23 protein-coding genes are annotated in these 26,829 nt (G+C 61.0%); 12 read left to right on the top strand and 11 right to left on the bottom strand.

From position 1 onward, the window contains the following. Window positions 1-24: 24 nt before the first annotated feature. The 3 genes from EFD55_RS20655 to EFD55_RS20645 form a co-directional block, all read right to left on the bottom strand. Window positions 25-1,326: a L,D-transpeptidase family protein gene (locus tag EFD55_RS20655; RefSeq protein ID WP_125846894.1), complete on the bottom strand. Its 1,302-nt coding sequence runs from the start codon at window positions 1,324-1,326 to the stop codon at window positions 25-27. Between the two features lie 436 nt (window positions 1,327-1,762). After that, a complete protein-coding gene (gene ldtR / locus EFD55_RS20650; RefSeq protein ID WP_008522155.1) occupies window positions 1,763-2,278 on the bottom strand; it encodes a transcriptional regulator LdtR in 516 nt (171 codons plus the stop codon). A gap of 128 nt (window positions 2,279-2,406) precedes the next feature. Beyond that, window positions 2,407-2,844 carry a DUF6163 family protein gene (locus EFD55_RS20645; RefSeq protein ID WP_125846893.1) on the bottom strand — a complete coding sequence of 146 codons (438 nt, stop codon included), beginning with the start codon at window positions 2,842-2,844 and terminating at the stop codon, window positions 2,407-2,409. 230 nt (window positions 2,845-3,074) lie between these two features. On the opposite strand from EFD55_RS20645, the gene hemB reads away from it, so the two are divergent. From hemB to EFD55_RS20615, 6 genes are all read left to right on the top strand, one after another. After that, on the top strand, window positions 3,075-4,088 hold the full coding sequence (gene hemB, locus EFD55_RS20640; RefSeq protein WP_125846892.1) for a porphobilinogen synthase: 1,014 nt from the start codon (window positions 3,075-3,077) through the stop codon (window positions 4,086-4,088). Between the two features lie 181 nt (window positions 4,089-4,269). Continuing rightward, window positions 4,270-4,728 carry an RDD family protein gene (locus EFD55_RS20635; protein ID WP_125846891.1) on the top strand — a complete coding sequence of 153 codons (459 nt, stop codon included), beginning with the start codon at window positions 4,270-4,272 and terminating at the stop codon, window positions 4,726-4,728. Window positions 4,729-4,920: 192 nt separating this feature from the next. Continuing rightward, a complete protein-coding gene (locus tag EFD55_RS20630) occupies window positions 4,921-5,697 on the top strand; it encodes an arginyltransferase (RefSeq protein ID WP_125846890.1) in 777 nt (258 codons plus the stop codon). Next, entirely contained in the window at window positions 5,698-6,576 is an 879-nt protein-coding gene (locus EFD55_RS20625; RefSeq protein ID WP_125846889.1) for a DMT family transporter, read from the top strand. A 58-nt stretch (window positions 6,577-6,634) separates the two neighbouring features. Beyond that, on the top strand, window positions 6,635-6,856 hold the full coding sequence (locus EFD55_RS20620; protein ID WP_125846888.1) for an AbrB/MazE/SpoVT family DNA-binding domain-containing protein: 222 nt from the start codon (window positions 6,635-6,637) through the stop codon (window positions 6,854-6,856). Beyond that, window positions 6,856-7,245: a type II toxin-antitoxin system death-on-curing family toxin gene (locus EFD55_RS20615; RefSeq protein ID WP_125846887.1), complete on the top strand. Its 390-nt coding sequence runs from the start codon at window positions 6,856-6,858 to the stop codon at window positions 7,243-7,245. Before EFD55_RS20620 ends, EFD55_RS20615 begins: the two co-directional genes overlap by 1 nt. Here EFD55_RS20615 and EFD55_RS20610 read toward each other — a convergent pair. Then, entirely contained in the window at window positions 7,235-7,696 is a 462-nt protein-coding gene (locus EFD55_RS20610) for an SRPBCC family protein (protein ID WP_125846886.1), read from the bottom strand. The genes EFD55_RS20615 and EFD55_RS20610 overlap by 11 nt on opposite strands. A 205-nt stretch (window positions 7,697-7,901) precedes the next feature. After that, entirely contained in the window at window positions 7,902-10,157 is a 2,256-nt protein-coding gene (gene parC, locus EFD55_RS20605; protein WP_125846885.1) for a DNA topoisomerase IV subunit A, read from the bottom strand. A gap of 234 nt (window positions 10,158-10,391) precedes the next feature. Here parC and EFD55_RS20600 point away from each other — a divergent pair, with 234 nt between their 5' ends. After that, complete coding sequence (locus EFD55_RS20600; RefSeq protein ID WP_125846884.1) at window positions 10,392-11,579, top strand: aq_1923 C-terminal domain; 1,188 nt, start codon at window positions 10,392-10,394, stop codon at window positions 11,577-11,579. 54 nt (window positions 11,580-11,633) lie between these two features. Here the strand turns inward: EFD55_RS20600 and EFD55_RS20595 are convergent, their stop codons facing one another. Continuing rightward, window positions 11,634-12,275 (bottom strand): TetR/AcrR family transcriptional regulator, encoded by a 642-nt coding sequence (locus tag EFD55_RS20595; RefSeq protein WP_125846883.1) that lies wholly within the window; start codon window positions 12,273-12,275, stop codon window positions 11,634-11,636. A 66-nt stretch (window positions 12,276-12,341) separates the two neighbouring features. Here EFD55_RS20595 and EFD55_RS20590 point away from each other — a divergent pair, with 66 nt between their 5' ends. Beyond that, entirely contained in the window at window positions 12,342-13,511 is a 1,170-nt protein-coding gene (locus EFD55_RS20590; RefSeq protein WP_125846882.1) for a serine hydrolase domain-containing protein, read from the top strand. A gap of 76 nt (window positions 13,512-13,587) precedes the next feature. On the opposite strand, the gene aspS is transcribed toward EFD55_RS20590, so the two are convergent. Then, window positions 13,588-15,378 (bottom strand): aspartate--tRNA ligase, encoded by a 1,791-nt coding sequence (gene aspS / locus EFD55_RS20585; RefSeq protein WP_125846881.1) that lies wholly within the window; start codon window positions 15,376-15,378, stop codon window positions 13,588-13,590. Between the two features lie 251 nt (window positions 15,379-15,629). Between aspS and EFD55_RS20575 the strand changes: the two genes are divergently transcribed. The 4 genes from EFD55_RS20575 (at window position 15,630) to EFD55_RS20560 (ending at window position 20,991) form a co-directional block, all read left to right on the top strand. Continuing rightward, complete coding sequence (locus tag EFD55_RS20575; protein WP_125846880.1) at window positions 15,630-17,021, top strand: multicopper oxidase family protein; 1,392 nt, start codon at window positions 15,630-15,632, stop codon at window positions 17,019-17,021. A 154-nt stretch (window positions 17,022-17,175) separates the two neighbouring features. After that, on the top strand, window positions 17,176-18,321 hold the full coding sequence (gene rnd / locus EFD55_RS20570) for a ribonuclease D (protein ID WP_125846879.1): 1,146 nt from the start codon (window positions 17,176-17,178) through the stop codon (window positions 18,319-18,321). 77 nt (window positions 18,322-18,398) lie between these two features. Continuing rightward, complete coding sequence (locus tag EFD55_RS20565; protein ID WP_125846878.1) at window positions 18,399-19,460, top strand: adenylate/guanylate cyclase domain-containing protein; 1,062 nt, start codon at window positions 18,399-18,401, stop codon at window positions 19,458-19,460. Between the two features lie 172 nt (window positions 19,461-19,632). Continuing rightward, on the top strand, window positions 19,633-20,991 hold the full coding sequence (locus EFD55_RS20560; protein WP_125846877.1) for an esterase-like activity of phytase family protein: 1,359 nt from the start codon (window positions 19,633-19,635) through the stop codon (window positions 20,989-20,991). A 109-nt stretch (window positions 20,992-21,100) separates the two neighbouring features. Here the strand turns inward: EFD55_RS20560 and ppx are convergent, their stop codons facing one another. The 4 genes from ppx to EFD55_RS20540 all read right to left on the bottom strand — a co-directional run bounded on the left by ppx (window position 21,101) and on the right by EFD55_RS20540 (window position 26,734). After that, the gene (gene ppx, locus EFD55_RS20555) at window positions 21,101-22,621 is read right to left on the bottom strand and encodes an exopolyphosphatase (protein ID WP_125846876.1); all 1,521 of its coding nucleotides are present in this window, start codon (window positions 22,619-22,621) and stop codon (window positions 21,101-21,103) included. Between the two features lie 12 nt (window positions 22,622-22,633). Beyond that, the gene (locus EFD55_RS20550) at window positions 22,634-24,838 is read right to left on the bottom strand and encodes an RNA degradosome polyphosphate kinase (RefSeq protein ID WP_125846875.1); all 2,205 of its coding nucleotides are present in this window, start codon (window positions 24,836-24,838) and stop codon (window positions 22,634-22,636) included. A 65-nt stretch (window positions 24,839-24,903) separates the two neighbouring features. Further along, window positions 24,904-25,617, bottom strand: coding sequence for a DnaA regulatory inactivator HdaA (gene hdaA, locus EFD55_RS20545; RefSeq protein WP_125846874.1), 714 nt, complete (start codon window positions 25,615-25,617; stop codon window positions 24,904-24,906). After that, window positions 25,610-26,734: an AI-2E family transporter gene (locus EFD55_RS20540; protein ID WP_125846873.1), complete on the bottom strand. Its 1,125-nt coding sequence runs from the start codon at window positions 26,732-26,734 to the stop codon at window positions 25,610-25,612. Before EFD55_RS20540 ends, hdaA begins: the two co-directional genes overlap by 8 nt. Between the last annotated feature and the right edge of the window lie 95 nt (window positions 26,735-26,829).

The raw sequence follows: 26,829 nt of genomic DNA, 5'->3' as shown, positions 1-26,829 counted from the left end.
AAATCACGGTACAGAGTCGTCCGCTTACTGGACCGGCTGCTCCATGCCAGCCGTGGTATCGAGCGCGAGTTCGGCATTGCCGTCCATCTGATAGATGTCGTCTCGGAACTGGACGACGCCGTCGGGCATGCCCCAGGCCGAGATATAGACGAAATAAACGGGAACTTCGGTCGCCAGCTTGATCGGCGTGTTGGTGCCGCTTGCGATCACCTGCTCCATCTGCTGGCGATTCCAGCCGGGTGTTTCGCGCAGCAGCCAGGTCGACAAGTCGCGGACGTTCTGGACGCGCACGCAGCCCGACGATTCAAAGCGCATGAGCTTGTTGAACAGGCCCTGCTGCGGCGTGTCGTGCATGTACTCGCCGTTCTTGTTGTAGAAATTGATCTTCGTCGACGCCATGGCGTTGATCTTGCCCGGGTCCTGACGGAACATCAGGTTCGGTGCCTCGCCGTTCCAGTCAACCGTCTCCGGGGCGACTTCGTTGCCCTTGCCGTCGATCAGGCGGATGGCGTTCTTTTCGAGATAGGTCGGATCCTTGCGCATCAGCGGCATGATGTCCTTTTCGACGATCGAGCGCGGCGCAGTCCAGTACGGGTTCAGAATGACTTCGTAGATCTTCGAGTTGACCAGATGTGTCGGGCGGCTCAGACGGCCGACAACGGCGGTGTGGCGCGTCGCAACGCTGCCGTCTTCAACGGCTTCCACATAGGCGGCCGGAATGTTGACCATCAGGTGGCGGCGGCCCAAATCTTCCGGGAAAGTCTGCAGGCGGATCAGATTGGTGTTCAACTGCTGCAGGCGCACATCGGCCGGGATGTTCATCGCCTTCAGCGTGAATTCGCCGAGAACGCCATCGGCCGGCAGGCCGTGACGCGCCTGGAAGCGCTTGACGGCGCCATCGACATAGGAATCGAAGGCGCTCGACATGCCGGCCTCGCGCGGCAGGTCGCCGGTGATCGCAAGGCGCTGGCGCAGCGCCTGGACGGAAGGATCGGAGGCGCCGAGCTGCAGGCGTTGGTCACCGGGATTGACCTGCGGCCAACCGCCAGCAGCCGCGATCTGTTGATACTGCATGATCGCCTGCTGTGCGCTTGCGACCGACTGGGGGCCGAGGATCGGCGTGTTGGAAAGGACGGCGGTTGCCGTGCGCGAAGCCGCCTTGGCGTCGAACTGGTCGTCCCAGTTGCCGCGGCGCGGCGCGTTGATCAGCGTATCGAGCGCCGATTGCGCAAAGGCCGGCGCGGCAATCGCGCTGGCCCCGACCGTTGCCGCGGACGCAAGGAAAGCGCGGCGCGAGAGAGCTTCAATTCCGTTTTTCTTCGACATTCGTCCCAACCACTCAATGCCGCTATCAAGGAGGCGCGGCCCTTTGCGATATCACTGCGCTTTCAACGCAGATCCCATCTATTCCTGTACCGGCGCATCAGGAGATTCCGTCGTCCCTTCACAAGATTGCGATAGGAAAACCTGGACGTTCCTGGTCCATTGAAAGGGCCGGTTGTTAAGCCTTCCGCTGCCACACCAATATGGCCAATTCGTGTTGCCGGGTCGGAAGACGGACTGCCGGTGCCGGGAACGCGATGCAACGAACCATACGACGGGTAAACCGTGCCGGTTAATAACGGCTAAAAAACGGCTTGAATACAGGCCTTTGCGCTTGCCTGCCATGCGTTGCAAAGATGCCACGCAAGGGCAAACGGCAAAACCGGACGCGCGGGGAACGCATCCGGTTTTCGTCAACCCTGGAAGGAGGCCTCGGGTCTTAGAGGCGATACAGGATCTGGTCGTTCCAGAAACGGTCCAGACGCTGGAGCAGCTTGTTCATCTGCGTGAACTCGTCGGTGCCGATGCCGCCGACCTTGTCGATCGAGGCGATGTGGCGTTCGTAGAGCTTAGCGACCGTTTCGGCGATGTCCTGGCCGGTTTCGGTCAAGCTGATGCGGACCGAGCGGCGGTCGATGCGTGAGCGCTGGTGGTTGATGAAGCCGAGATCGACCAGCTTCTTCACGTTGTAGGACACGTTGGAGCCGAGATAGTAGCCACGCGAGCGCAGCTCGCCGGCAGTCAGCTCGGAATTGCCGATGTTGAAAAGGAGCAGCGCCTGGATGGCGTTGACATCGCTGCGACCCTGACGGTCGAACTCGTCCTTGATGACGTCGAGAAGACGGCGATGAAGACGTTCAACGAGATGAAGGGACTCCATGTAAAGATCACGGATGCCCTGATCCTGCTGGTCACGGAAGTTCGATACCGCCTGCGGCTTGATTTTCGTATTCATGATGACTGCCTCACTGTTTGGTTGGCGGTGTGTTTTCTTCCCGCCTTGAGTGAGACCCTATCGAATACATATAAAATTCGACTTAAACCGCAGGCTTAATGGAGCCTTACCGGAAACCCCACGTTGTCTCAGGGTAAATCAACACTTACCTGGCGGCGATGCCGGCGCTTTTCCAGCCAGAGCAAGAGGCGGAAAATCCAGTAGACGGCTGCGACCACGACATGCAGCAGGATGATCAGCTTGTTGGGGCCGAAAATATCAGGCAGCAGGCCATACATGAGGATCTGACCGCCGGCGGCCAGCACCCAGATGACAGGGCCCCAGGAGACGGTGAGCCAGAGACCGAGGGAGGCGACGGGAAAAAGCACCGCGAGACTGGTGCTCGCCACCTTCCATGGCAGACTCAAAAGATCGAAGCGGCCGGCGCCGACCAGCGAATAGCCGACGAGCATCGCCCAATATTGCAGGCCGAACCAAAAGCAGGATACGGCCACCAACCTCAGGAAGAGGATGAACAGGAGATCCGCCAGTGTGCGTTTCGGTATCGTCGGGGAATCGGTTTCCATAGCGCAAACATCGGTCCGGGTTACATCTTCACAAGAACGCCCGCGCGTCCGACACGACGCGCTAGGGACGCTCTATCACTTGTTTGCGCATAATCCTTGCCGAAAATCGATTCCGACTTCGGGGTTATGCACGAGGGGTTTTTCCGCCGCGGCCAATCGTCCGGTTTGGATTTTCCAGGCGCCATGATAATGAGCGCTCCGATAAATGGAATGGGCCAAGGATAGATATCATGCAGGACAGGACGCATCTCGTCGACGACATCACCGGTCATCGCCGCATGCGGCGCAACCGCAAGGCGGATTGGACACGCCGGCTGGTACAGGAGAACCGGCTGACGGTCGACGACCTGATCTGGCCGATCTTCATCGTGCCGGGTTCCGGCATCGTCGATCCGATCGCGGCCATGCCCGGCGTCAATCGCATGAGCATCGACAAAGCAGTCGAAGCCGCGCGGGAAGCGGCCGGCCTCGGCATTCCCGCACTCGCCACCTTTCCGAATATCGAGATGGAGCTGCGCGACGAGACCGGCTCCAACAGCCTCGAAGCCAATAACCTGATCAACCAGGCAACAGCGGCGATCAAGAAGGCGGTGCCCAATATCGGCGTCATCACCGACGTCGCACTCGATCCTTTCACCAGCCACGGCCATGACGGCATTCTCAGGGGCGGCGAGATCGTCAACGACGAGACGGTGGATCAGGTGGCGCGCGCCGCCGTGATGCAGGCGGATGCCGGCGCCGACATCATCGCGCCGTCGGAGATGATGGACGGGCGCATCGGCGCGATCCGCCTGGCGCTCGACGCAGCCGGCCACCAGAACGTCGGCATCATGAGCTATGCGACGAAATTCGCCTCCGCCTTCTACGGTCCCTACCGCGAGGCGATCTCGACTGGCGGACTGCTGAAGGGCGACAAGAAGACTTACTATATCGACCCCGCCAACGGCACCGAGGCGATCCGCGACGCGGCGCTCGATGTCGAGGAAGGCGCCGACATGCTGATGGTCAAGCCCGGCCTGCCCTATCTCGACATCTGCTGGCGCATGAAGGAGGCCTTCGGCCTGCCGACCTTCGCCTATCAGGTCTCCGGCGAATACACGCAGATCAAGGCAGCAGCGATGAACGGCTGGATCGACGGCGAGCGGGCAATGCTCGAAACGCTGCTGTCGTTCAAGCGGGCGGGATGCGACGGCATCCTCACCTATTTCGCGATCGAGGTGGCGAAAATTCTCGCGAAGCGCTGATCGGAGCATGATGCCGAAAAGTGTCCGCGGTTTTCAGACGACATCATGCTCTATTTCTTTGATTTAGATGCGGATGGTTTTAGGCCGATCAGGCCTAAAACCATCCGCATCTGGGGCAGATTATTGCATTTTGCCCTGCCGATACCATATCAGCGGCATCGCTTTTCCGCAGGAGATTGAGATGAGCTACAACCCCAATCCGCTTTATGCCGCACCGGAGGACTGGCGCGCCTATAGCGGCGTGTTGAGCCGCCGCGTCTTCGCTTTCATTCTCGACTATGTCATCGTGGCGCTGCTCTGCATTCCCGCGGCGATCGTGCTGTTCTTCCTGTCGATCGTCACGCTTGGGCTCGGCTTCTTTCTCTACCCTGCCCTCTTCGTCATCGTCGCCGGCATTTACTTCGGCCTGACTGTGGGCGGACCGAGCCAGGCCTCGCTCGGCATGCGCGCAATGGGGATCGCGATCGTGCGCGTCGACGGGCGGCCGATGGATTTCCTGACGGCAATCGTGCATCTGGCGCTGTTCTGGATCCTCAACTCGGTTCTGACGCCGCTCATCCTGCTCGCCGGCCTGTTTATCGAACGCAGCCGTCTCATCCACGACCTGCTGGTCGGCACGGCGACGATACGCACTGCCTGAAACTTCGGTCGAGACTTCGCGGCGGAGACAAAAAAGTCTCCGCCTTCCCTTTGCCGGGTGCCCGCGACGCTCCATATCTAAAATTAGAGGACTGAAATGAAGGGCGAAAACCGTCCCGCTGTTGACGTTTTTTATTCTTAGGTCATGCTGTCAGAAAACGGCACTGTCTCGATAAGGAAACTTCCGCGACAAATGAATACGCAGACAACGCCATCCCCGCAGTTTTATCTGACGGCTCCGGCTACGTGTCCGTATCTGCCGCACGAGATGGAGCGTAAGGTTTTCACCCATCTGGTCGGCCCGCGCGCCGCCGAGATGAATGATATCCTGACGCAGGGCGGCTTCCGCCGTTCACAGAACATCGCCTATCGCCCGGCCTGCGAATCCTGTCGCGCCTGCGTTTCCGTACGAATTCTCGCCCAGGAATTCGAGCCGACGAAATCGATGAAGCGGGTGCTCGCCGCCAATTCGGATGTCATCGCCACCGAATTCGCAGCCCAGCCTTCCAGCGAGCAATATTCGCTCTTCCGACGCTATCTCGATTTTCGCCACCAGCAGGGCGGCATGTCCGATATGACCGTGCTCGACTATGCGATCATGGTCGAAGACACGCATGTGAACACGAGAATCATCGAATATCGCCGACGCGAGGAAGGCTCCGGGCTGGAGCAGCGGCCGAAGGGCGAGCTGCTTGCCGCGGCGTTGACCGATACGATGAGCGACGGGCTGTCGATGGTCTATTCCTATTTCAACCCGGCGCTCGAGCGGCGCTCGCTCGGCACCTTCATGATTCTCGACCATGTCAGGCGCACGAAAGCGCTCGGCCTGCCGCATGTCTATCTCGGATACTGGGTGCAAGGATCGCGGAAGATGGATTACAAGACGCGCTTCCAGCCGCAGGAACATCTGACCCCGCGCGGCTGGGAACGTTTCGATCCCGCATCCATGCCCGAGAGTACCCACGACTGAATGTTCCCCACCAACCATCGGAAGGGCCTGCTGCTGACGGCGATCGGCGGGCTGGCACTTTCCGTGGATATCCCGCTCACGAGGCTTGCCGATGGCGAGCTGTGGTCGATCCTTGCAGCGAGAAGCATCGCGACCCTTGTCGTGACGTTGGTGGTTGCCGCAGTGCTGCGGATCGCCAACGGGCGCTGGCCGCTGCTCGTACCAGGCTGGCCGGGGCTCATCACCGGTGTGCTCTACGGCCTGACAACGGTGATCTTTCTTCTAGCGGTCTTCAACACCTCGACCGCCAATGTGGTTTTCATCGTCGCCTTCAATCCGATGTTCGCCGCCCTGCTTTCCTGGATCTTCCTCAAGGAACGGCCGGCGGCAGCAACGCTGATCGCCATGGCGGCGATGATCTTCGGCGTCGGCCTGATCGTGCGCGATGGGCTTTCGGGCGGACATCTCTTCGGCGACGCCATGGCGTTGCTGACCGCCTTTATCATCGCAGCCGCCATCACCATCAGCCGCGCCTCCGGCAGTGAAATGGGCTTCGTCTCGCTGCTTTCGACGGTGCTGCCGGCGACGGTCGGTTTGATCGCCCTCATGCCGGCGGGCGGTTTTTCGATCGCACATCCCGCCTGGATCGTCCTCAACGGCGCGGTCATGATGCCGCTCGCCTTCTGGTGCCTGGCGACCGGCCCGCGTTACCTCTCCGGCCCTGAAGTCGGCATGTTCTACCTGCTCGAAACGGTGCTTGCACCGATCTGGGTCTGGCTGATTCTTGCAGAAACGCCGGCGACGATGACACTCCTCGGCGGCGGCATCCTGGTGGCGGCGATCGCAGCGCATTCTGCATGGATGGTGCGGAGAAAAAGCATCAGGCAAATGGCGGGATAGATATTGTCGCCTGCTCGTCCCTCTGTTATAACTCCGTTACCACGCGAAGGATGAAGCGATGAACGTCACGATCCGCAAGATCGGCAATTCCGACGGTATTATTATCCCCAAGGAGGTTCTCGACCGTCTTGGATTGAAGACGGGCGATTCACTGGAACTGCAGATGGAAAACGGCGGCATCAATATGAAGCCGGTCGATGAGGATTTGTCTCGCCAGCTCGAGGCAGCACGTTATTTCATGGACAAGTATAAGGTCGCCTTGAAAAAGCTGGCCGAATAATGGCCTTCAGGTTCCTAACGAGACCATTGGTGGAGAGTCTGCAGAAGATACAGATCGAGCGCTTCGGTGGACTCGCCGGACTGCGTGATGAAGGTGCGCTGGAGTCCGCCCTTGGCCGGCCAATGTATAAGGCAAATTACGGCTGCGACGACGTCATCGAACTCGCCGCCGCATATCTTTTCGGCCTTGCCCGCAACCACGCGTTTGTCGACGGCAACAAGCGGATAGCGATCGTCACCGCGGGCGTATTCCTTCTCGAAAACGGCTACGAGATCGAAACGACCGATGCCAATCTCTACACTTTCGTTCTTGCCGTCGCATCAGGCGAGATCGACGAGGACGGTGCGACCCGCTTCCTTCGGGATTTCAGCGTGCCACTCAACCCGTAGCCTTCAACTGCTGCTGCTGTTCCAGCTCCCTGGCGAGCCCTTCAACCACATGAGCCCAGCCTTGCCGGGTCTTTTCCTCGTGTTCGGCCCATTCGGCGCACATTTCGTGAGTCAGTGTCAGACGACTGCCGCCGCCGAGAGGTTCGATGTCGATTTCGACACGGTCGCAATTGTGGTCGTGGTCCTCGACGGAAAAGCTGAAGGCCATGTGCCGAGGACGCTTCAGTTCCAGGAAAACCCCCTGATGGAAGGCATCGCCGGTCGGGCGGCGGTCGACGACGAGGAAGCGGCCGCCGACATGCGGATCGATTTCGGCGCGGATGACATGGCCGTCATCGGTCGCAAACAGGAAACGCCGGGCGATTTCGGGGTTGAGCCAGGCATCGTAGACGACGGCGGGCGGGGCTCTGTAGGTGTGGCTGACATGCAATTTGATGGTGCTGGCTGACATCGATTTTCCTCCGGTAAAGGCGCGCGCCGTTCCCTGAGCGCACATGCACTTCGGCCATTCCGCCAGCCTCGGAAGCGGCCTTCTCTTATTTTTGGTAACAGGAATGAGATAGAGGAGTTCCCGCACACGCCAAGAGCCGAGCGCGGAATTTACTGCATTGCAGCTTCCTCCGCGCCCCTGAGAAGACGCGCGGCGCTATAAAAGCTTACCCGGTGAATTTGCCGCTGCGCGGAAAACCCTTCGGCACGGTGCGGCCGGCGGTGGCGCGATCGGCCAGCCACTCGGCGAGCTCGTCCTTGTTTTTCGTGAAGGTGCGGCCCGCGCTGTCTTCCCAGACGAGGCCGTCTGATATCGCGAAGCAGCGGACGTCGGAAATGCCACCGTCCTTGTAGCGCTGCAGGCGCACGCCCTTGCCGCGCGACATTTCCGGCACCTGCACCAGCGGGAAAACCAGCAGCTTGCGGTTTTCGCCGACGACGGCGACATGGTCGCCGTTGACGGGCACGAGCAGCTGGGTTTCCTCGGGCAGCGCGACGTTCATGATCTGCTTGCCCTTGCGCGTATTGGCGACCAGCTCGGCCTCGGGAACGACGAAGCCGTTGCCGGCAGTCGAGACGATCAGCTGCTTGCGCGAGGGGTCATGGACGAAAGCGGTCAGCACCGCCTGGTCGTTATCCATGTCGACCATGATGCGCAGCGGCTCGCCGTGGCCGCGGCCACCCGGCAGCTTGTCGCCACCGAGCGTGAAGGCCTTGCCGCCTGTCGTGACAATCAGGATCTTGTCCGTCGTCTGCGCCGGGAAGGCCAACCTCAAGCCATCGCCTTCCTTGAAGGTCAGCGTCGCCGTATCGGCAATATGGCCCTTCAATGCGCGGATCCAGCCCTTTTCGGAAATGACGACGGTGATCGGTTCCTTCTCGATCATCGCCTGCTGGATCGCTTCCTCGTCGGCTTCGGGCGCGTCGGCGAACTGGGTGCGGCGGCGGCCGACCTCGGTCGCCTTGGCAAATTTCTTCTTCACCTCGCCGATTTCCCAGGCGACCGTCTGCCACTGCTTGTCGTCGGAGGCAAGCAGCGCCTCGATCTCGCCCTTTTCCTTGGTGAGTTCGTCGAACTCCTTGCGGATCTCGAATTCTTCGAGCTTGCGCAAGGCGCGCAGCCGCATGTTCAGGATCGCCTCGACCTGATTGTCGGTCAGATCCCATCGCGCCATCATGACGGGCTTGGGCTCGTCCTCCTCGCGAATGATCCGGATCACTTCATCGATGTTGAGATAGGCGATCAGAAGACCGCCGAGAATTTCGAGGCGTCTGTCGATCGCCGCCAGGCGGAAACGCGAACGACGCTGCAGAACCTCGCGGCGGTGATCCAACCACTCCTTCAGCACTTCGTTCAGCGCCATGACCCTGGGAATGCGACCCATGGAGAGAACGTTCATGTTCAGCGGGAAGCGGCTTTCGAGCTCCGTCAGCTTGAACATCGATTCCATCAGGATCGTCGGATCGACGCTGCGGCTCTTCGGCACCAGCACAACGCGGATATCCTCGGCCGATTCGTCGCGGATGTCTTCGAGCAGCGGCAGCTTGCGGGCGATCAGCAGCTCGGCGATCTTCTCGATCAGCCGCGATTTCTGAACCTGGAAGGGAATTTCGGTAATGACGATCTGATAGCCGCCGCGGCCGAGATCCTCCGTCTGCCACCTCGCCCGCACTCGGAAACCGCCGCGGCCGGTGCGGTAGCTCTCGATGATGCTGTCGCGGTTGTCGATGATGATGCCGCCGGTCGGGAAATCCGGGCCGGGAATGAATTCGACGAGCTTTTCGACGGTCGCATCGGGATGCTTGATCAGGTGCAGGGCCGCGTCGCAAAGCTCATGGGCATTGTGCGACGGGATCGAGGTCGCCATGCCGACGGCGATGCCGGAGGAGCCGTTGGCAAGCAGGTTCGGGAAGGCGCCGGGAAGAACGACCGGCTCGGAATTGGATTCGTCGTAGGTATCGCGGAAATCGACGGCATCCTGATCGATGCCTTCGAGCAGCAGTTCGGAGACCGCCGTCATCTTCGATTCGGTGTAACGCATGGCGGCGGGGCTGTCGCCGTCGATATTGCCGAAATTGCCCTGACCGTTGACCAGAGTGTAGCGCTGCGAAAAATCCTGGGCGAGACGGGCAAGCGCGTCGTAGATCGACTGGTCGCCGTGCGGATGGTAGTTACCCATCACCTCGCCAACGATCTTGGCGCATTTCCGGAAGGCCGAAGTCGGCCTCAATCCCATTTCGTTCATCGCATAGACGATGCGGCGATGGACGGGCTTCAGTCCGTCGCGCACGTCAGGCAGGGCGCGATGCATGATGGTCGACAGCGCATAGGCGAGATAACGCTGCTCGAGCGCCGCCTTGAGGTCGACCGGTTGGATGTGATCGTCGTCTCCGCCCGAAGGCGGCAAAATCTCTTGTCCCATGGGTCTTGACTAGCCCAGAAGAGGCCGGGGGGCAAGGAATCCGGGCCATTGCAGCTGTGGATGAAGTCTTGGGAGTGACATCAAAGGATGAGACAAACGTTCCGCCGCAATTTGGACTTCGTTTGCCGTTCCTTTCAACAGAAATTTAGAAGTCCGCAAATATAAAGCGAGCCCAATCCGTAGTAGCGTAACTGCAGATTTCCAACCGCCACACGCCACCAGAGGAATCACCCCATGAACATTTCCCGGACAACGCGGCTGATGCTGTCGGGCGCAGCCTTTTTCTCGCTCGCCGGCTCGGCTTTCGCTCTCGACGGTACCGATCTGCTGAAGAAGCTCAATGCCGCCTATGCCGCTCAGGGCGGGACGATTGCGGCTGAGAACATCGATATCGACGGCACGACCGTGACCTTGAAGAATGTCACCGTCAAGCCGACCGGCGGCGAAACCCTGCCCATCGGCGAAGTCACCCTCTCCGGCGTCGAAGAAGACGAGGATGGCGGCTATTATATCGAAGAAGCCGCCTTCCCCGACATCAACAAGACGCAAGACGGCGTCACGGTGACCGCGGAGGGACTGACCCTCGGCGGCATCTCGGTCCCGGCAACGGCTGGCGGTGATACGCTCGATACCATGATGCTCTATGAAACCGCCCATACCGGCCCGCTGAAGGTGGTCAAGGACGGCGCGGAAGTATTCTCCGTGCTCGAAAGCGACATGAACCTGACGCTGCGCGAGGACGAATCCGGCTTCGATTTCGACGGCGCCTTCAAGAGCATAAAGGCCGACCTCAGCAAGGCCGAGGATGCGCAGAGCAAGGACGCGATCGAAAAGCTCGCGCTGCAGCACGTCCAGGGCGACATCACCATGAAGGGCGCATGGGAACTTGCACCCGGCACGATCGATATTTCGGAATTCGCCTTCGACTTCACCAACATCGGCAAGCTCAATCTCGGCTTCAAGATCTCGGGCTACACGATGGCCTTCATGAAATCGATGCAGGATGCGATGAAGGAATCCGAAGCCGGTGCGAACAAGGAACAGTCGCAGCAGGCGCTCGGCCTTGCCATGCTCGGCCTGATGCAGCAATTGTCCTTCGAAGGGGCGAAGGTGCGCTTCGAAGACGCTTCGATCACCAAGCGCGCGCTCGACTATGCCGGTTCGCAGCAGAACATGTCCGGCAAGCAGATGGCGGATTCGCTGAAGGCGATGACGCCGATCATGCTGGCGCAGTTAAATATCCCGGAGCTGCAGAATGCCGTGTCGGCCGCCGTCAACACGTTCCTGGACGACCCGAAGAGCCTGACGGTGAGCGCCGCCCCTGAGAAGCCGGTGCCGTTCCCGACGATCGTCGGCGCCGCCATGGGCGCTCCGAACACGCTGCCGCAGGTGCTCGGCGTCAAGGTTTCGGCCAACGACTGATCGCTTCGATCTCGCGATGAAAGGCCCGGCAGCCTATGCCGGGCCTTTTCGATTTCAGGCGCGGTGGCGGGCGACTTCGGCGATGGCGAGATCCGCCACATCGAGCAATTCCTCAAGGGATGCCCCGTCCCTCGCCTGCACCGACATCCCCTGCACGATAGCGCCGAGGAAGCGCGCCAGCGCGCGCGCGTTGGTCCCGGCCTGCATGTCACCTTCTCGGATGCCGCGCTCGATTCTTGCCGTAAAGGCATCCAGCGACTGGCTGCGCAGCGTCGCAACGTGATCGGCAATATCGTCGTTCTCGCTGGCGCAGTTCAGCACCGCCGTCGAGATCATGCAGCCTTTCGGATGTTCCGGCGCCGAAAAGATCGCGGCCGAGCCGCGCAATATACGCTCGAACGCGGAGACGGTGTCGATCGGCTCGCCGAGGGCGGAAAAAGTGTCAGTGCCCAGTCTTCTGTATTGCTGCAACGCCGCCCGATAGAGATCGGCCTTCGAGCTGAAGGCGGCATAGAGGCTCTGCGGCGTGATACCCATGGCAGCGGTGAGATCGGCGATCGAGGCACCTTCATATCCATGCGCCCAGAAGGTCTCGCGGGCAGCCGCCAGAACCGTCTCGCGGTCGAACGCGGGCGGGCGGCCACGGCGGCGGGCGGCAGGATTTTTCACGTCAACGCTATTTTTCACAATGGTCACTCTAGAAATTCTGAACGATTTGCTATATTCAGGAACGGTCATTGTGATTATAGAAGGTTTGATCTGATGAGTCTTCCCCTCGAAAAGGCAGAGGCCAACAGGAATTCGTCCCTTGCCGCGGCGGTCGACGCGACAATCACAAGTGCACTTGACGATAAGCGGCTTGTGGGAACGGTGGTGCTCGTCGCCCGCGACGGAGAAATCGCCCATCGCCGTGCCGCCGGCCTTGCCGATCGCGAAAACGGTTTGGCGATGCGCGAGGACACCATTTTCAGGCTCGCCTCCATCACCAAGCCGATCGTCACCATCGCCGCCATGCGGCTCCTGGAGCAAGCAAGAATCGGGCTCGACGACGCGGTGACGAGATGGCTGCCGGACTTCCGGCCAAGGCTGCCTGACGGCGGCGAAGCAACCATCCGCATCCGCCACCTGCTGACCCACACATCAGGCCTCGGCTACAGTTTCTCCGAAGAGGACGGCGGCCCTTATATCCGTGCCGGTATTTCCGACGGCCTCGATGAGCCGGGATTGCCGCTGGCCGAGAACCTGCGGCGGATCGCCAGCGTGCCACTGCGCTTCACGCCGGGTAGCGACTGGCAATATTCCGTTGCGATGGATGTTCTCGGCGGCGTAATCGAGGCGGAAACCGGCCTGCCGCTGGGTGAAGCCGTCGCCGAACTGGTGACGCGACCGCTTGGGCTTGCCGACACCGCATTTTCGGTTCGCGACCGCGGCCGGCTGGCGGCCGCCTACATGGATGCTTCACCGGAACCGGCACTGATGGGCGAGAATGCGGTGGTGATGTCTCTGATGGGGCCTATCCGCTTCGCGCCGAACCGCATCTTCGATTCCGCCTCCTATCATTCCGGCGGCGCTGGCATGGCGGGAACAGCGGGTGACGTCCTGGCCATACTCGAAACTATCCGCAAAGGCGGCGCACCGCTGCTCTCGAGCGAAACCGTGAGGATGATGACGACGGACCAAGCCGGCGGCCACCGCCAGCAGTATGAACCCGGCTCCGGCTTCGGCTTCGGGTGGTCTGTTATCACCGATCCGGCCGAGGCGGGCGTCCCCTTCCCTAAAGGCACGCTGAAATGGGGCGGCGTCTACGGCCACAGCTGGTTCATCGACCCGGTCAACGAGCTGACCGTCGTCGCGCTGACGAACACGACGCTGGAGGGCATGTGGGGCAAGTTTACGGTCGATCTTCGCGAGGCAATCTACGCGGCGTTGTGAGCGAGTTAATTTAGACAAACAAAAAGCCCGGCGACAACGGTCGCCGGGCTTTTTTTGCATTTGGGATCAGAGGATCTCAGTCTTTCTTCACCGGCGGGATCGGCCGGATCGCGAGTTCGCGCAGCTGCGTCGGCGTTGCCGGGCTCGGCGCGCCCATCAGCAGATCCTGGGCCTGCTGGTTCATCGGGAAGAGCGAGATTTCGCGTAGGTTCTTCGCGCCGACGAGCAGCATGATGATGCGGTCGATGCCGAAGGCGGCACCACCATGCGGCGGGGCGCCGTACTGGAAGGCGCGATAGAGGCCGCCGAAACGATCTTCGACGTCCTGCTGGCTGAGGCCCACCTTCTCGAAGGCGGCGACCATGGTTTCCGGCGACTGGTTACGGATCGAGCCCGAGGCGATTTCGAAGCCGTTGCAGACGGCGTCGTATTGGAAAGCCTTTATGCCAAGCGGATCCTGATTTTGCAACGCATCGAGGCCGCCCTGCGGCATCGAGAACGGGTTATGAGCGAAGTCGACCTTCTTTTCTTCCTCGTTCCATTCGAAGAACGGGAAGTCGACGATCCAGCACAGTTCGAAGCGGTCGCGGTCGACAAGGTTCAGTTCCTCACCCGCCCTGGTGCGGGCTTCACCGGCGAACTTGTAGAACTTGGCGGGATCGCCGGCAACGAAGAAGCAGGCGTCGCCGTCATCGAGACCGAGCTGCGTGCGGATCGCTTCGGTGCGCTCTTCGCCAATGTTCTTGGCAAGCGGACCTGCGCCCTCGAGCTTTTCGCCCTCCTTGCGCCAGAAGATGTAGCCGAGGCCTGGCTGGCCGGTCGACTGCGCCCAGGCGTTCATACGGTCGCAGAAGGCTCTGGAGCCGCCTGTTTTGGCTGGGATCGCCCAGACCTGAACCTTCGGGTTGGAGGCGATCATGTTGGCGAAGACCTTGAAGCCGGAGCCGGCGAAATGGTCTGTCACGGCTTCCATGACGATGGGGTTGCGCAGGTCCGGCTTGTCGGAGCCATACTTGCGGATCGCTTCGTCATAGGGGATGCGCGGCCATTCCTTGGTGACCGGCTTGCCTTCGGCAAACTCTTCGAAAATGCCTGACATCAGCGGGCCCATCGTGTTCCAGACGTCTTCCTGGGTCACGAAGCTCATTTCGAGGTCGAGCTGATAGAATTCGCCCGGCAGGCGGTCGGCACGCGGGTCTTCGTCGCGGAAGCACGGCGCGATCTGGAAGTAGCGGTCAAAGCCCGCAACCATCAGCAGCTGCTTGTACTGCTGCGGCGCCTGCGGCAGCGCGTAGAAGGTGCCGGGATGAATGCGGCTAGGCACGAGGAAGTCGCGCGCGCCTTCCGGCGACGAGGCCGTCAGAATCGGCGTCGTATATTCGGTGAAGCCGGCGCTGCCCATTTCGCGGCGCATGGCCGAGATGACCTGAGTGCGCTTGACGATGTTCCGGTGCAGCGTTTCGCGGCGAAGATCGAGGAAGCGATACTTCAGGCGAACGTCTTCGGGATAATCAGGCTCGCCGAAGACCGGCAGCGGCAATTCCTTGGCGGCAGAGAGGACTTCGATCTCCTGTGCGTAGAGCTCGATCTCGCCTGTTGCCATGGCCTTATTGACGGTGTCTTCGGTGCGGGCCTTGACGAGGCCATCGATGCGGATGACCCATTCGCCGCGTACCGTTTCCGCCATCTTGAAGGCCGGGCTGTCGGGATCGGCGACGACCTGGGTGATGCCGTAATGGTCGCGAAGGTCGATGAAAAGAACGCCGCCATGGTCGCGAACGCGATGGACCCAGCCGGAGATGCGGACGGTCGAGCCGACATCCGTCTTGCGGAGGGCGGCGCATGTGTGGCTGCGATAGCGATGCATGATCTCAAATCCTGGATGTGGCTTAAGACGGCAGCAAGGGCTCCAAGACCCTCAAGCGCCGACAAGAAAATCGGGCGGAAAAGCGCATGGACGCTCCGATTTGTCAAGGCTTGGCACGCGTGGCGGGGCGTTTGACACGCCTTTATGGCGAGGTTGCGATCTCTGCGCTGCGGCAGTTTGGCCGCGCCTTACGTATTGATGAAACTACCGGTCAACTTTAAAAGGACGGCATTCTCATCGCGGAGCACCCCATGCCTCTCCTTACCCGCCGCAACCTGTTGAAGGCATCCGCCGTCGCGGGCGCCTATGGTGCCGGCATCGGTATTGCCGGCAAATTCGGATTTGCCGAGGCAGCTCCCGAGCCGCAGCTGCTGAAAGCGCTGAAGACCGAGGCTATGCTGACCGAGGCGGGACCGACCAAGGATATCATGAGCTGGGGCCAAGACGGCATGCCGCCGATTCTCAGGATGACCAAGGGGCGGCCCTATGCGGCGCGGCTGACCAACGGGCTCGACGAGCCGACGACGATCCACTGGCACGGGCTTCGCATCGACAACCGCATGGATGGCGTGCCCTTCATGACGCAGCCCTACGTCTATACCGGCGACAGCTTCGACTATGCCTTCACGCCGCCCGACGCCGGCACCTTCTGGTATCATCCACATTGCAACACGCTGACACAGATGGGCCACGGCATGACCGGCGTCATCGTCGTCGAGGATCCGGCCGATCCAGAGTTCGACGCGGAGGTGGTGCTGAACCTGCGCGACTGGCGGCTCGGCGGCGACGGGCAGTTCATTGCTCCCTTCCGGCCGCGCGACGCCGCCAAGAGCGGCACCTACGGCACGGCGCGCACGGCCAACTGGCAACGGGAGCCGCAATATGACGCGCCGGCCGGCGGGCTCGTTCGGCTGCGCATTGCGGTCACCGACGTCACGCGCATCTTCTCGCTGAAGATGGAAGGCGCCGAAGCGACCGTGATTGCGATCGACGGCAATCCGGTGCCGAAGCGTTTTTCGCTCGACCTGCTGCAGATCGGGCCGGGCCAACGGCTCGATCTTGCGGTGCGCATGCCGGATGGCGAAGGCGCCGTCGCAACGCTCGAGGATATCCGCGGCACGGCGCCGAAAACCATTGCGAGCTTGCGCGCGACCGGGCAATCGCTGAAGCGCGATGTCGGCGATCTGGGGCCGCTTGCCGAAAATCCGGTCCCGAAGGCCGATCTTTCCACCGCCGAGCCGATCCCGCTGGTGCTAAGCGCCACCGCGGAGAATACCGCCGTCGAAAGCATCTGCGGCACGCTCGGCTACAGTTTCTGGGCAATCAACAAGGTGCCGTGGCCGGGCGACACGCCCGATCCGACGGCGCCGCTGGCGGAATTGAAGCTCGGCAAGAGCTATGTCTTCAACCTGGAAAATACGACGCCGCACGCGCATCCGATTCACCTGCATGGGATGAGCTTCACGGTGATCTCCTCCTCGACGCGGGAGGTGATGCCGCTTGTGTCCGATACCTATCTCATCCAACCGGACGAGAAGGTGCAGCTTGCCTTCGTCGCCGACAATCCCGGCGACTGGCTACTGCATTGCCATATCATCGAGCACCAGAAGACGGGGATGACGAGTTACCTCAGGGTGGGTTGACGGCGGCGGCACCCGATACGCCGATATTCGCCTTGCCTCAGTTTAGACGTGATTCTTAGCCAGCAATGCTCGAAGGCGTATGCTGTTGTATTGACATATCGAACCGAAAGGAGAAGGAAGGTTTAACCGACCTTTTCCTTGCGAATGAAATGATATGATCGAAACCACCGCCGATTTGGCGGCCGCCTGCAAAGAGCTGGCCAAGTCCGACTTCATTACCATCGACACCGAATTCTTGCGCGAGACGACATTCTGGCCCGAGCTCTGCCTGATCCAGATGGCAAGCCCGACGCTGGAAGTTCTTGTCGATCCGCTGGCGAAGGGCATCGATCTTGCCCCCTTCTTCGAGCTGATGGCCGATACGAAGGTGCTAAAGGTCTTTCATGCGGCGCGCCAGGACATTGAAATCATCTTCAATCGCGGCAACCTCATTCCGCATCCGATCTTCGACACGCAGGTCGCCGCTATGGTCTGCGGCTTCGGCGACAGCGTCTCTTACGACCAGCTGGTCAGCCGCATCAAGAACGTCCACATCGACAAGTCGTCACGTTTCACCGACTGGAGCCGCCGGCCGCTTTCCGACAAGCAGCTGGAATATGCGCTTGCCGACGTGACCCACCTGCGCGACGTCTACCTGTCGCTGAAGGCCGAACTCGATCGCGAAGGCCGCACCTCCTGGCTCTCCGAGGAAATGGATATTCTCGAAGCGCGCGAAACCTACGACATGCATCCTGACGATGCCTGGCAGCGGCTGAAGATGCGCTTGCGCAAACCGCAGGAACTGGCGGTCCTGAAATATGTAGCGGCCTGGCGCGAACGCGAGGCGCGGGCCCGCAACGTGCCGCGTTCCCGCGTATTGAAGGACGATGCGATCTACGAGATCGCCCAGCAGCAGCCCAAGGATACCGAGGGGCTCGGCCGCCTGCGCACCATTCCGAAAGGCTGGGAGCGTTCGACCTCCGGCGGTGCGGTCGTCGAGGCCGTCAATGCGGCGCTCGCTCTTCCGAAAACCGACATGCCGCACGCGCCGCGCCAGGCGCAGGCGCCTGAGGGAGCTGCTGCTGCCGTCGAGCTCTTGAAGGTGCTCCTGAAGCTCATCTCGGAAAAACACGGCGTGGCGCCGAAGGTGATCGCCAATAGCGAGGATCTCGACAAGATCGCCGCCGATGGCGAGAAGGCCGATGTCGCTGCCCTGCATGGCTGGCGGCGCGATCTTTTCGGCGAGCCGGCGCTGCAGCTGATCCAGGGGCAGATCGGACTGCGCTTCGTCGGCAGGAAGGTCGAAACCGTCAGTCTGTGAGACGGAATCAAATTCGCTTGACGCTTTTTTCCCGGCTGAAACAATGGCGGGAGCGAACATCACGGCGAAGAGGCGGCATGCGGGAAATATCTCCGACCCAGAACTGGATCCTGATCACGATCGTGCTGGCTGCCAGCGGCGTCCTCTATGATCTGATGTTCTACTCAAACCAGACGCCCTTTGTCGGAGCGATCTTCGCGCTCTTCATCGGCATGCCGATCATCGCCTTCGAGCGCAAGGCCCTATTTCGCGGCCTTTACAGACGCATCCAGAAGCTACCGACCTTTGCCTTCATCATGACCGAGCTGGTGATCTACGAGATCCTGATGAGCATCGGTTTTGCCTGCGCCGCCCTGCTGCTCTCGTCGCTCGGCATGATAAAGCCATCGTCCTTCCTCGATCTCGTCATCATGCCGTATGAGGTCTTCCTCTATGCGCTTGCGGTCTGCTCGGCGATGATCTTCATTCTGCGCGTGCGGGAACTGCTCGGTCGCGACGTTTTCCTCAGCATGCTCGTCAGTCGTTACCGCAATCCGGTGAGGGAAGAGCGTGTCTTCCTGTTCATCGACCTCGTCGATTCGACGGCTTTTGCCGAAAAGCATGGCGACCTCCGCGCGCAACAGCTGCTGAGCTCGCTGTTCGCGACCTTCGCCGAGCCCGTCAGACGCCATAAGGGCATGATCAACGACTATGTCGGCGATGCCGCGATCATTACCTGGCCGCTGGCCCGCGGCATCAAGGACGCCCGCTGCGTGCGCTGTATCTTCGACATTCTCGCCGATATCGACGCCAATGCCGCCAGCTGGCGGAAAAATTACGGACAGGTGCCGAAGCTTCGCGCCGCCCTTCACGGCGGCGAGATCATCACCGCCGAAGTCGGCGTCGATCATCACAAGATCAGCTATTTCGGCGACACGGTGAACACCACCGCCCGGCTGGAGACGCTCTGCCGCAGCCTGAACCGGCCGGTGCTGATATCAGCCGAGCTTGCCCGGAGCGTGAAATTTCCCGACGAGATCTCCTGCGAGCATCTCGGAACCCATGCCGTCAGGGGACGCGGCCAGGCGCTCGGTGTCATCGCGCTTTCCTCGCGCGCGGTTACCGTGCTGAACGCGCCCGCGGTCATTCTGCACGGCTGAGCAAGGGTTTGGCCGCCGATGCGCGGATTGAAAGTGTTGCAGCGTCCTTTGCGCACATGAGAAAGCCGCGCGGCGCTGGAAGGACGTCACCAAAGCTTCACCCAACCGTCAATTCGCTGACACCGAAGCCCTGCTAAGCGGAAGGCATTCGCATCCGTTTCGTGGGGATATTATGAAGAACGTCCTTCTTGCTTCCGTATCGCTTTTCATCCTGATTGCGGGCTCCGCTTCGGCCGACCAGCAGGAGTTTCCGGCCAAGCTCGCCGGCCAGGCGATCCTGCCCGCGAACACCCTGGTTCCGGCTCCGGCCGACGCTCCTGAATTCCTCAAGCATGCCGGCAAGTTTACGACGCCGGACCGTAAGCGGACCGAAGCGCTCGGCACCGTTCCCGGAAAGGACGGCGCCCGCGTCACCGACCTGAGGCTCCCCTTCGACGGTCAGGCAGTCCAGGGCTTCTCGGGCATCAAGACGATGGCTGACGGCTCCTTCTGGACGCTGACGGATAATGGTTTCGGCTCGAAGGCCAACTCTTCGGACGCCATGCTCTTCCTGCACCAGATGAAATTCGACTGGGCAACCAACAAGGCTGACGTCGTCAAGAACCTCTTCCTCTCCGATCCGAACAAGGTCGCGCCGTTCCCGATCGTGCTCGAAGGCACCGATACGCGTTACCTCACGGGCGCCGACTTCGATATCGAATCGATCCAGCCGGTCGCCGACGGTTTCTGGCTCGGCGACGAATTCGGTCCCTACATCCTCAAGGTCGACACCGAAGGCCGCCTGACGGATGTCATCTCCACGACTCTCGACCGCAAGCCGGTGCTTTCGCCCGACAATCCGCTGATCCAGCTCCCCGGCAACCCGACCGCGAAGATGCCGGTCTTCAACCTGAAGCGCTCAGGCGGCTTCGAAGGCCTCGCCATGTCGAAGGACGGCTCCAAGCTCTACGGCCTGCTCGAAGGCGCCATCTACAAGGATGACGGCCAGATGGAATCGGTCGACGGCCACACCGCCGTCCGCGTCATCGAATTCGACGTCGCCTCCAAGAAATGGACCGGCCGCAGCTGGCTCTATCCGTTCGAGGACAAGGGTGTGTCGATCGGCGACTTCAACATGCTCGACGACACGACGGCTCTCGTCATCGAGCGCGACAGCGGCGCCGGCACGAAGGACAAGGCCTGCGCCGATCCGAAGCAGCCGAAGCCGGATTGCTTCGAGGCTCCGGCCGAGCTGAAGCGCGTCTACAAGATCGAATTCAACGACGCCAATGTCGGCAAGGCCGTCCGCAAGATCGGCTATATCGATCTCTTGAACATCAAGGATCCCGACAACAAGAAGAAGGCCGGCAGCAAGGACGGCGTCTACGACATGCCGTTCGTGACGATCGAAAACGTCGATCGCGTCGATGCCACGCACATCATCATCGGCAACGACAACAACCTGCCCTTCTCCGCCGGCCGCGCCGTCGACAAGGCCGACAACAACGAGTTCAGCCTGCTTGAGGTTGGCGAGTTCCTGAACGCGAAGTAATTCGAGGTTCTGGTGTGAAATGCGGAGGGCGGCGCGACGGTGCCGCCCTTTTTGTTTATGGCGATCGATACTTAGCGGCCTGATGCGGCACGACGGTCGCACATCGGATCTACTGGAATCGAAACGCCAGACGCTTGTTCGTCAATCTCGACAACTGCTGCAGGCGGCCGTCCAGGCGTTCGCCGGCGAAATCGCGGTACTCCGGGGGCACCACGAATTCGAGGTCGAAGTCCGGGTTCGACGATTTGCGGAAGGTCAGGTTCTTGACGATGCCGGGCATCGAGGCCGAGAAGAGATAGACGACACGCAGCATGCCGCCGAGAAGCTTGGCGCGCTCGATAAACTGGGGTGTCGCTATCTGCGCCAGCGGGCCTGTGGCGCCGTCGTCGTGCAGCCCCTCGAAACGGTAATAATTGGTGAGCGCGATGAAGGCCCGGCCGGGGTGGCTGATGCCGACGAAGGACGAGTGGGCGATGACGTTCAGGGCCTGCAGGCCGCGATAGTCGGGGTGGGCACGCCAGCTGATATCGGCAAGCAGACAGGCCGCCTGGCGGTAGCGGCTTTCCTCTTCGGTTTCCTGAACGCCGAAGAGAGGCATCATGCGGCCGGTCCATTCGGCCAGTTCACGGGCATGCTCCGGCGAACGGGCACGCAGGATCGCCAGCTCGCCTGCGGCTGCAAGCAGCGGATCGAGACGGCGTTCGGACTCCGACAACAGCGAATAGAGATAGCCCTCGCGCACACCCTGCGCCGAGAAGGATATCATCGATGGCTTCATCGCGTTCAGCACTTCCTTCATGGCGACGGCGCCAAAAGGCAGCAGCGAACGGCGGTGCTTGGAAACGGCCAGCAGCGCCGGCTCCTTGGAATCGCGCGCGGTCGCTACCTGTTCGAGGAACAGCATCATCGCTTCGAGCGACACCTCGTAACCCTGCATCATGTGCAGCGGATAATGCGTGATCTCCATATGCAGCTTGGCGATATTTCGCCAGGTGCCGCCGACGGCGTAGAAGGTCCGCCCCTCGCCTTTCGACAAGAGCTTGGCCGTTTTCACCTGCTTGCGGGCAAAGGTTCGGGCCTTGGAGAGCGAACCGCCGGCATATTCGGACAGGCGCAGGCCGCCGAGCGGCAGGGTGATGCCGTTGCTGACGTCCTTGCCCTTGATGTCGATCAGCTCAAGAGAACCGCCGCCGAGGTCGCCAGCAATGCCGTCTGGATTGAAGAAGCCGCTGATGATGCCGAGCGAGGCGAATTTCGCTTCCTCCTCGCCTGACAGCACGCGGACATGGCGCTGCAGGATCGTTTCGGCCTGATGGATGAAATCGGGACCGTTGCTCGCCTCGCGCGCGGCCGCCGTCGCCAGCACGTACATGGTGGCGGCGCGGGCCTGATCGGAGAGAGCCTTGAAGCGGTGAAGGGCCTGAAGCGCCCGCGCAACGCTGTCCTCATCCATCTTGCCGGTCAGGGCTATGCCCTTGCCGAGCCCGCAGAGGACCTTTTCGTTGAAGAGAATCGTGGGCGAACGGGACAAGCCTTCGTAGACGACCAGACGAATGGAATTCGATCCAATGTCGACGACGGAGACCGGGGCGATCCCCGGAAGGCGCCCCTGGGCTTCAGATTCAACCATTTAGGTCCAGTTTTACTTGTTGTTGCGGCCTTCGAGCAGGCCGGCGATCAGCTTCGGCGCACTGGACTTCAATGCTTCACCGCGGCCTGACAGGCTCGGATTCGTCATGAAATACTGCTGCGCATTGAACGGTTCCTCGCCCCTGCGCACTTCCATGCGTCGCGACGTACCGTCGGGCAATATCTCGTAGCTTTGCTGATTGTCAATCACGTTGCCGAGCATAATCTGTGACAAAACCTGCTCGTGAACGGTCGGATTCGTCAGCGGAACCATGGTTTCGACGCGGCGATCGAGGTTTCTCGGCATCATATCGGCCGAACCGATGTAAACCAGCGCCTTGTCGGACGGCAGGCCGTGGCCGTTGCCGAAGCAGAAGATGCGGCTGTGCTCGAGGAAACGGCCGACGATCGACTTGACGCGGATCTTCTCCGAAAGACCGGGCACCTGCGGACGCAGGCAGCAGATGCCGCGCACGACGAGATCGATCTCGACGCCGGCATGGCTGGCGCGATAAAGCGCGTCGATGATGTCGGGGTCAACGAGCGAATTCATCTTCATCCAGATGGCAGCCGGGGCGCCGTTCCTGGCATGCTGAATCTCTTCCTCGATGTGGCGCAGGATGCGCGGCCGCATCGTATAGGGCGAGATTGCAAGCTGCATGCCCTGTTCCGGCTCGCCGTAGCCGGTGATGAAGTTGAAGATATTCGCCATGTCGTGGGCGATGACGGGATTGCAGGTGAAGTAGGACAGATCCGTATAGATCTTCGCGGTGATCGGGTGGTAGTTGCCCGTCCCGAGGTGGCAATAGGTCCTGAGCTTGCCTTCCTCGCGGCGGACGACCATCGACATCTTGGCGTGGGTCTTGAGCTCGATGAAGCCGAAGACGACCTGCACGCCGGCGCGCTCGAGATCGCGCGCCCAGCGGATGTTCGCCTCTTCGTCGAAGCGGGCCTTGAGCTCGACCAGTGCCGTTACCGACTTGCCGGCTTCGGCGGCATCGATCAGCGCGCGGACGATCGGGCTGTCATTGGAGGTGCGGTAGAGCGTCTGCTTTATCGCCAGCACATCAGGATCGCGCGCAGCCTGGAGAAGAAACTGGACCACCACATCGAAGGATTCGTAGGGGTGATGGACGACCATGTCCTTTTCGCGGATTGCGGCGAAGCAGTCGCCAGCATGCTCGCGGACGCGCTCGGGAAATCGCGCATTGTAAGGGAGAAACCTGAGATCGTCGCGCGGGGCCTTGGTGATCTCGGAAAGCGTGTTCAGCGCGAGAAGGCCCGGCAGAACGGCCACGCGGTTGTCGGGAATGCTGAGCGCCTGGACGACGAACTGGCGCAGCGAGGCCGGCATTTCCGAGTCGGTCTCGATGCGGATGACCTTGCCGCGGCGGCGGCGCTTCAACGCCGTTTCGAAGAAGCGGACCAGATCCTCGGCCTCTTCCTCGACTTCGATATCGCTGTCGCGAATGACGCGGAAGGTACCGGAGCCCTGTACCTCGTAGCCCGGGTAGAGCCGGTGGATGAAGATGTTGGCGACATCTTCCAGCGTGATGTAGCGGATGGTGGTCCCCTCATCCGGCAGGCGGACGAAGCGGTCGAGCGCCGGCGGCAGGCGCAGCAGCGCCGTCATCGGCTCGCGGCCGCTCTTGCTGACGAGCTGCAGGCCGATCGAGAAACCAAGATTCGGAATGAAGGGGAACGGATGGGCCGGATCGATCGACAGCGGCGTCAGCACGGGGAAGATCGCCTGTTCGAATTCGGCGGCCAGCCACTGGCGGTCAGCATCGCTGAGCGCGCCGGGGCGCACGATCAGGATGTCTTCCTTGGCGAGATACTGCTGCAGTACGGCAAGCGAGGCCTGCTGCTCCATCTGCAGATGGTCGATCTCCTGCAGGATCGAGTCGAGCTGTTCTGCCGGCGTCTTGCCGTCGGGGCTGCGGATGGCGATGTTCTGGCGCACCTGGCCCTCGAGGCCGGCGACGCGCACCATGAAGAACTCGTCGAGGTTGGCGGCCGAGATCGACAGGAAGCGGACGCGCTCGAGCAGCGGGTGCTCGGTATTCAAAGTCTCTTCCAGAACGCGGCGGTTGAACTGCAGCCAGGAGAATTCCCGATTGATGAAGCGCTCCGGGCTCGTCAGCAATTCTTCCAGCGGAGGGACGTTGTCATTGGTTCGCGGGAAGGCTTCCTGATTTTCTGCGACTGCGCTGTCCATGGTCCGCTTACCCCGTTTTCAATCGCGACGGCAATTATATCAGTTTCACGACGGAACTGTGACAGTCAATCAGACGGTTCCGAATTTCCCAATTCATTCAATACTTCGGCGGCAAGTGACCGGGTGATTTTCGTGCCCCTGGATAGGGCCAGCCGGTCAAGCCTTTCGACGATCGTCTGGGCCGCGTTCAGCGACCGCTCCATGCGGTTAACGATATAGAGCACGAGTTTGTCATCTATATAAAGCTGCCGGTCGGCAAAGAGCTTGACGATCACCTGCGACAACAGCGCCTCGTCGGGCTCGCCGATCTCGACGACGGTGGCGGCCTTGAGGCGCGAACGCAGATCGGGCAGCAGAACCGGCCACGACATCGGCCAGAGACGGCTTGTTATCAGCAGGCTGGTGCCGTTTTCGCGCACGCTATTGATGACATGGAAGAGCGCATTGTCATCGAAGCCGAGGCGGTCGGCGTCCTCGAACAGCACCGGCCCGGCGGCGGCGGCAACCGCGGCGTCCGAGCCAAGCTCCGGATGGATGCTGACGGCACCGCTCAATTCGCTCCAGATGCGGGCGAGATGGGATTTTCCCGAGCCGACGGGACCGGCGAGCACGACGACCGGCGACGGCCATTCCGGCCAGGCGTCGACAATCGAAACGGCGGCAGCAAGACGCTCCGAAATCAGGAGATCGTCGCGGCCGCTTGCGGCATCGTGCGAAAAGACCAGTGGCAGCTGCTCTCCGGCCTTGCGCTTCGGATCAGCATTCTTCACGTCATTCATTGGGAACTGATTTCGTCTTCCGGGCGCGGGCGCTCGGCGACCCGCCAAAATAAAGATCGCTCTGAAGGTAGCGCGAAAGCGCAAAACGGACAAGAACGCCGACGGCGGCAGCGGCCGGCACGGCGACCAGAAGACCGACGAAACCGAAGAGTGCGCCGAAGGCAAACAGCGCAAACATCAGCCAGACCGGATGCAGGCCGACGCTTTCGCCGACAAGCTTCGGCTGCAGAACATTGCCTTCCAGGAACTGGCCGGAGAAGAAGACGGCGAGCACGAGGCCGATCCAGGGATAATCCGGCCAGAACTGCACCAGCGCCACGCCGACGGCAAGAACGAGGCCGACCATGGAGCCGACATAGGGGATAAAGCTGATCATTCCGGCGAAAAGGCCGATCAGCAGACCGAAATTCAGCCCGACGAGGGAAAGGCCGACGGCATAATAGATGCCGAGGATGAGACAGAGGGAACCCTGGCCGCGAATGAAGCCGGCGATCGCCTGATCGATCTCCTTGGCAATCTGGCGAACCTCATTGATATAGTCACGCGGAATCCAGGCATCCACCTTGGCGACCATACGGTCCCAGTCGAGCAGGATATAGAAGGCAACAACGGGGGTGACGACGAGCAGCGAGATGACGTCGACGATCGCCTTGCCGGAATTCCATATCTGCGCGAAGAGGCCGGTCAAGAAGCCCATGCCCTCCGACAGGATACCGGAGAGATTGTCCTTGATCGTACCCATCTGGTTCTTGATCCAGTCCGGCAGCAGCGAATTCTGCGACTGGGTGATGAACTGCTGCAATTGACTGATATAACCCGGCAGACGCTGGGCGAAATCGTTGAACTGGCTGACGAGCACCGGAATGAGGATCATCAGCGCCAAGGCGAAGACGATAACGAAGGCAATGAGGATGCCGACCGTCGCCATCATGCGGCTGAGGCCAAGGCGCTCCAGCCGATCGGCCACCGGATCCAGGAAATAGGCGATCGCCATGCCGGCGATGAAAGGCAAAAGTATCGAACTGAAGACATAAAGAAAGGCGATGAAAAAGACGAGCACGGCCAGCCAGAAGAAGATCTGGCGCTTGAGACTGTTGCCGCTGACATGCTGTGGCATCGCTTCCCCGCTGATCGCTCGCCGCCGCTGAATGCCGCATCCGATCCGACGCGGCCATTCAGCACATAGGATGCAGGCGCAAAGATGGTCAACCC

Origin of the sequence: Rhizobium pisi (assembly GCF_003938655.1) — a bacterium.
Lineage (GTDB): Bacteria > Pseudomonadota > Alphaproteobacteria > Rhizobiales > Rhizobiaceae > Rhizobium > Rhizobium pisi.
The sequence above is the reverse complement of the archived record's forward strand: the minus strand, read 5'-3'. Positions and strand labels throughout refer to the sequence as shown.

What these genes read in the sequence shown, in the direction of transcription:
- EFD55_RS20540 (WP_125846873.1), bottom strand. Translation starts at nt 26,734, where the DNA reads ATGCCACAGCATGTCAGCGGCAACAGTCTCAAGCGCCAGATCTTCTTC.
- EFD55_RS20610 (WP_125846886.1), bottom strand. Translation starts at nt 7,696, where the DNA reads ATGTCAGCCAGCACCATCAAATTGCATGTCAGCCACACCTACAGAGCC.
- EFD55_RS20600 (WP_125846884.1), top strand. Translation starts at nt 10,392, where the DNA reads ATGAACATTTCCCGGACAACGCGGCTGATGCTGTCGGGCGCAGCCTTT.
- EFD55_RS20575 (WP_125846880.1), top strand. Translation starts at nt 15,630, where the DNA reads ATGCCTCTCCTTACCCGCCGCAACCTGTTGAAGGCATCCGCCGTCGCG.
- ldtR (WP_008522155.1), bottom strand. Translation starts at nt 2,278, where the DNA reads ATGAATACGAAAATCAAGCCGCAGGCGGTATCGAACTTCCGTGACCAG.
- EFD55_RS20565 (WP_125846878.1), top strand. Translation starts at nt 18,399, where the DNA reads ATGCGGGAAATATCTCCGACCCAGAACTGGATCCTGATCACGATCGTG.
- EFD55_RS20620 (WP_125846888.1), top strand. Translation starts at nt 6,635, where the DNA reads ATGAACGTCACGATCCGCAAGATCGGCAATTCCGACGGTATTATTATC.
- EFD55_RS20655 (WP_125846894.1), bottom strand. Translation starts at nt 1,326, where the DNA reads ATGTCGAAGAAAAACGGAATTGAAGCTCTCTCGCGCCGCGCTTTCCTT.
- ppx (WP_125846876.1), bottom strand. Translation starts at nt 22,621, where the DNA reads ATGGTTGAATCTGAAGCCCAGGGGCGCCTTCCGGGGATCGCCCCGGTC.
- hdaA (WP_125846874.1), bottom strand. Translation starts at nt 25,617, where the DNA reads ATGAATGACGTGAAGAATGCTGATCCGAAGCGCAAGGCCGGAGAGCAG.
- EFD55_RS20635 (WP_125846891.1), top strand. Translation starts at nt 4,270, where the DNA reads ATGAGCTACAACCCCAATCCGCTTTATGCCGCACCGGAGGACTGGCGC.
- EFD55_RS20645 (WP_125846893.1), bottom strand. Translation starts at nt 2,844, where the DNA reads ATGGAAACCGATTCCCCGACGATACCGAAACGCACACTGGCGGATCTC.
- aspS (WP_125846881.1), bottom strand. Translation starts at nt 15,378, where the DNA reads ATGCATCGCTATCGCAGCCACACATGCGCCGCCCTCCGCAAGACGGAT.
- hemB (WP_125846892.1), top strand. Translation starts at nt 3,075, where the DNA reads ATGCAGGACAGGACGCATCTCGTCGACGACATCACCGGTCATCGCCGC.
- EFD55_RS20625 (WP_125846889.1), top strand. Translation starts at nt 5,698, where the DNA reads ATGTTCCCCACCAACCATCGGAAGGGCCTGCTGCTGACGGCGATCGGC.
- EFD55_RS20630 (WP_125846890.1), top strand. Translation starts at nt 4,921, where the DNA reads ATGAATACGCAGACAACGCCATCCCCGCAGTTTTATCTGACGGCTCCG.
- rnd (WP_125846879.1), top strand. Translation starts at nt 17,176, where the DNA reads ATGATCGAAACCACCGCCGATTTGGCGGCCGCCTGCAAAGAGCTGGCC.
- EFD55_RS20550 (WP_125846875.1), bottom strand. Translation starts at nt 24,838, where the DNA reads ATGGACAGCGCAGTCGCAGAAAATCAGGAAGCCTTCCCGCGAACCAAT.
- EFD55_RS20590 (WP_125846882.1), top strand. Translation starts at nt 12,342, where the DNA reads ATGAGTCTTCCCCTCGAAAAGGCAGAGGCCAACAGGAATTCGTCCCTT.
- EFD55_RS20615 (WP_125846887.1), top strand. Translation starts at nt 6,856, where the DNA reads ATGGCCTTCAGGTTCCTAACGAGACCATTGGTGGAGAGTCTGCAGAAG.
- EFD55_RS20560 (WP_125846877.1), top strand. Translation starts at nt 19,633, where the DNA reads ATGAAGAACGTCCTTCTTGCTTCCGTATCGCTTTTCATCCTGATTGCG.
- parC (WP_125846885.1), bottom strand. Translation starts at nt 10,157, where the DNA reads ATGGGACAAGAGATTTTGCCGCCTTCGGGCGGAGACGACGATCACATC.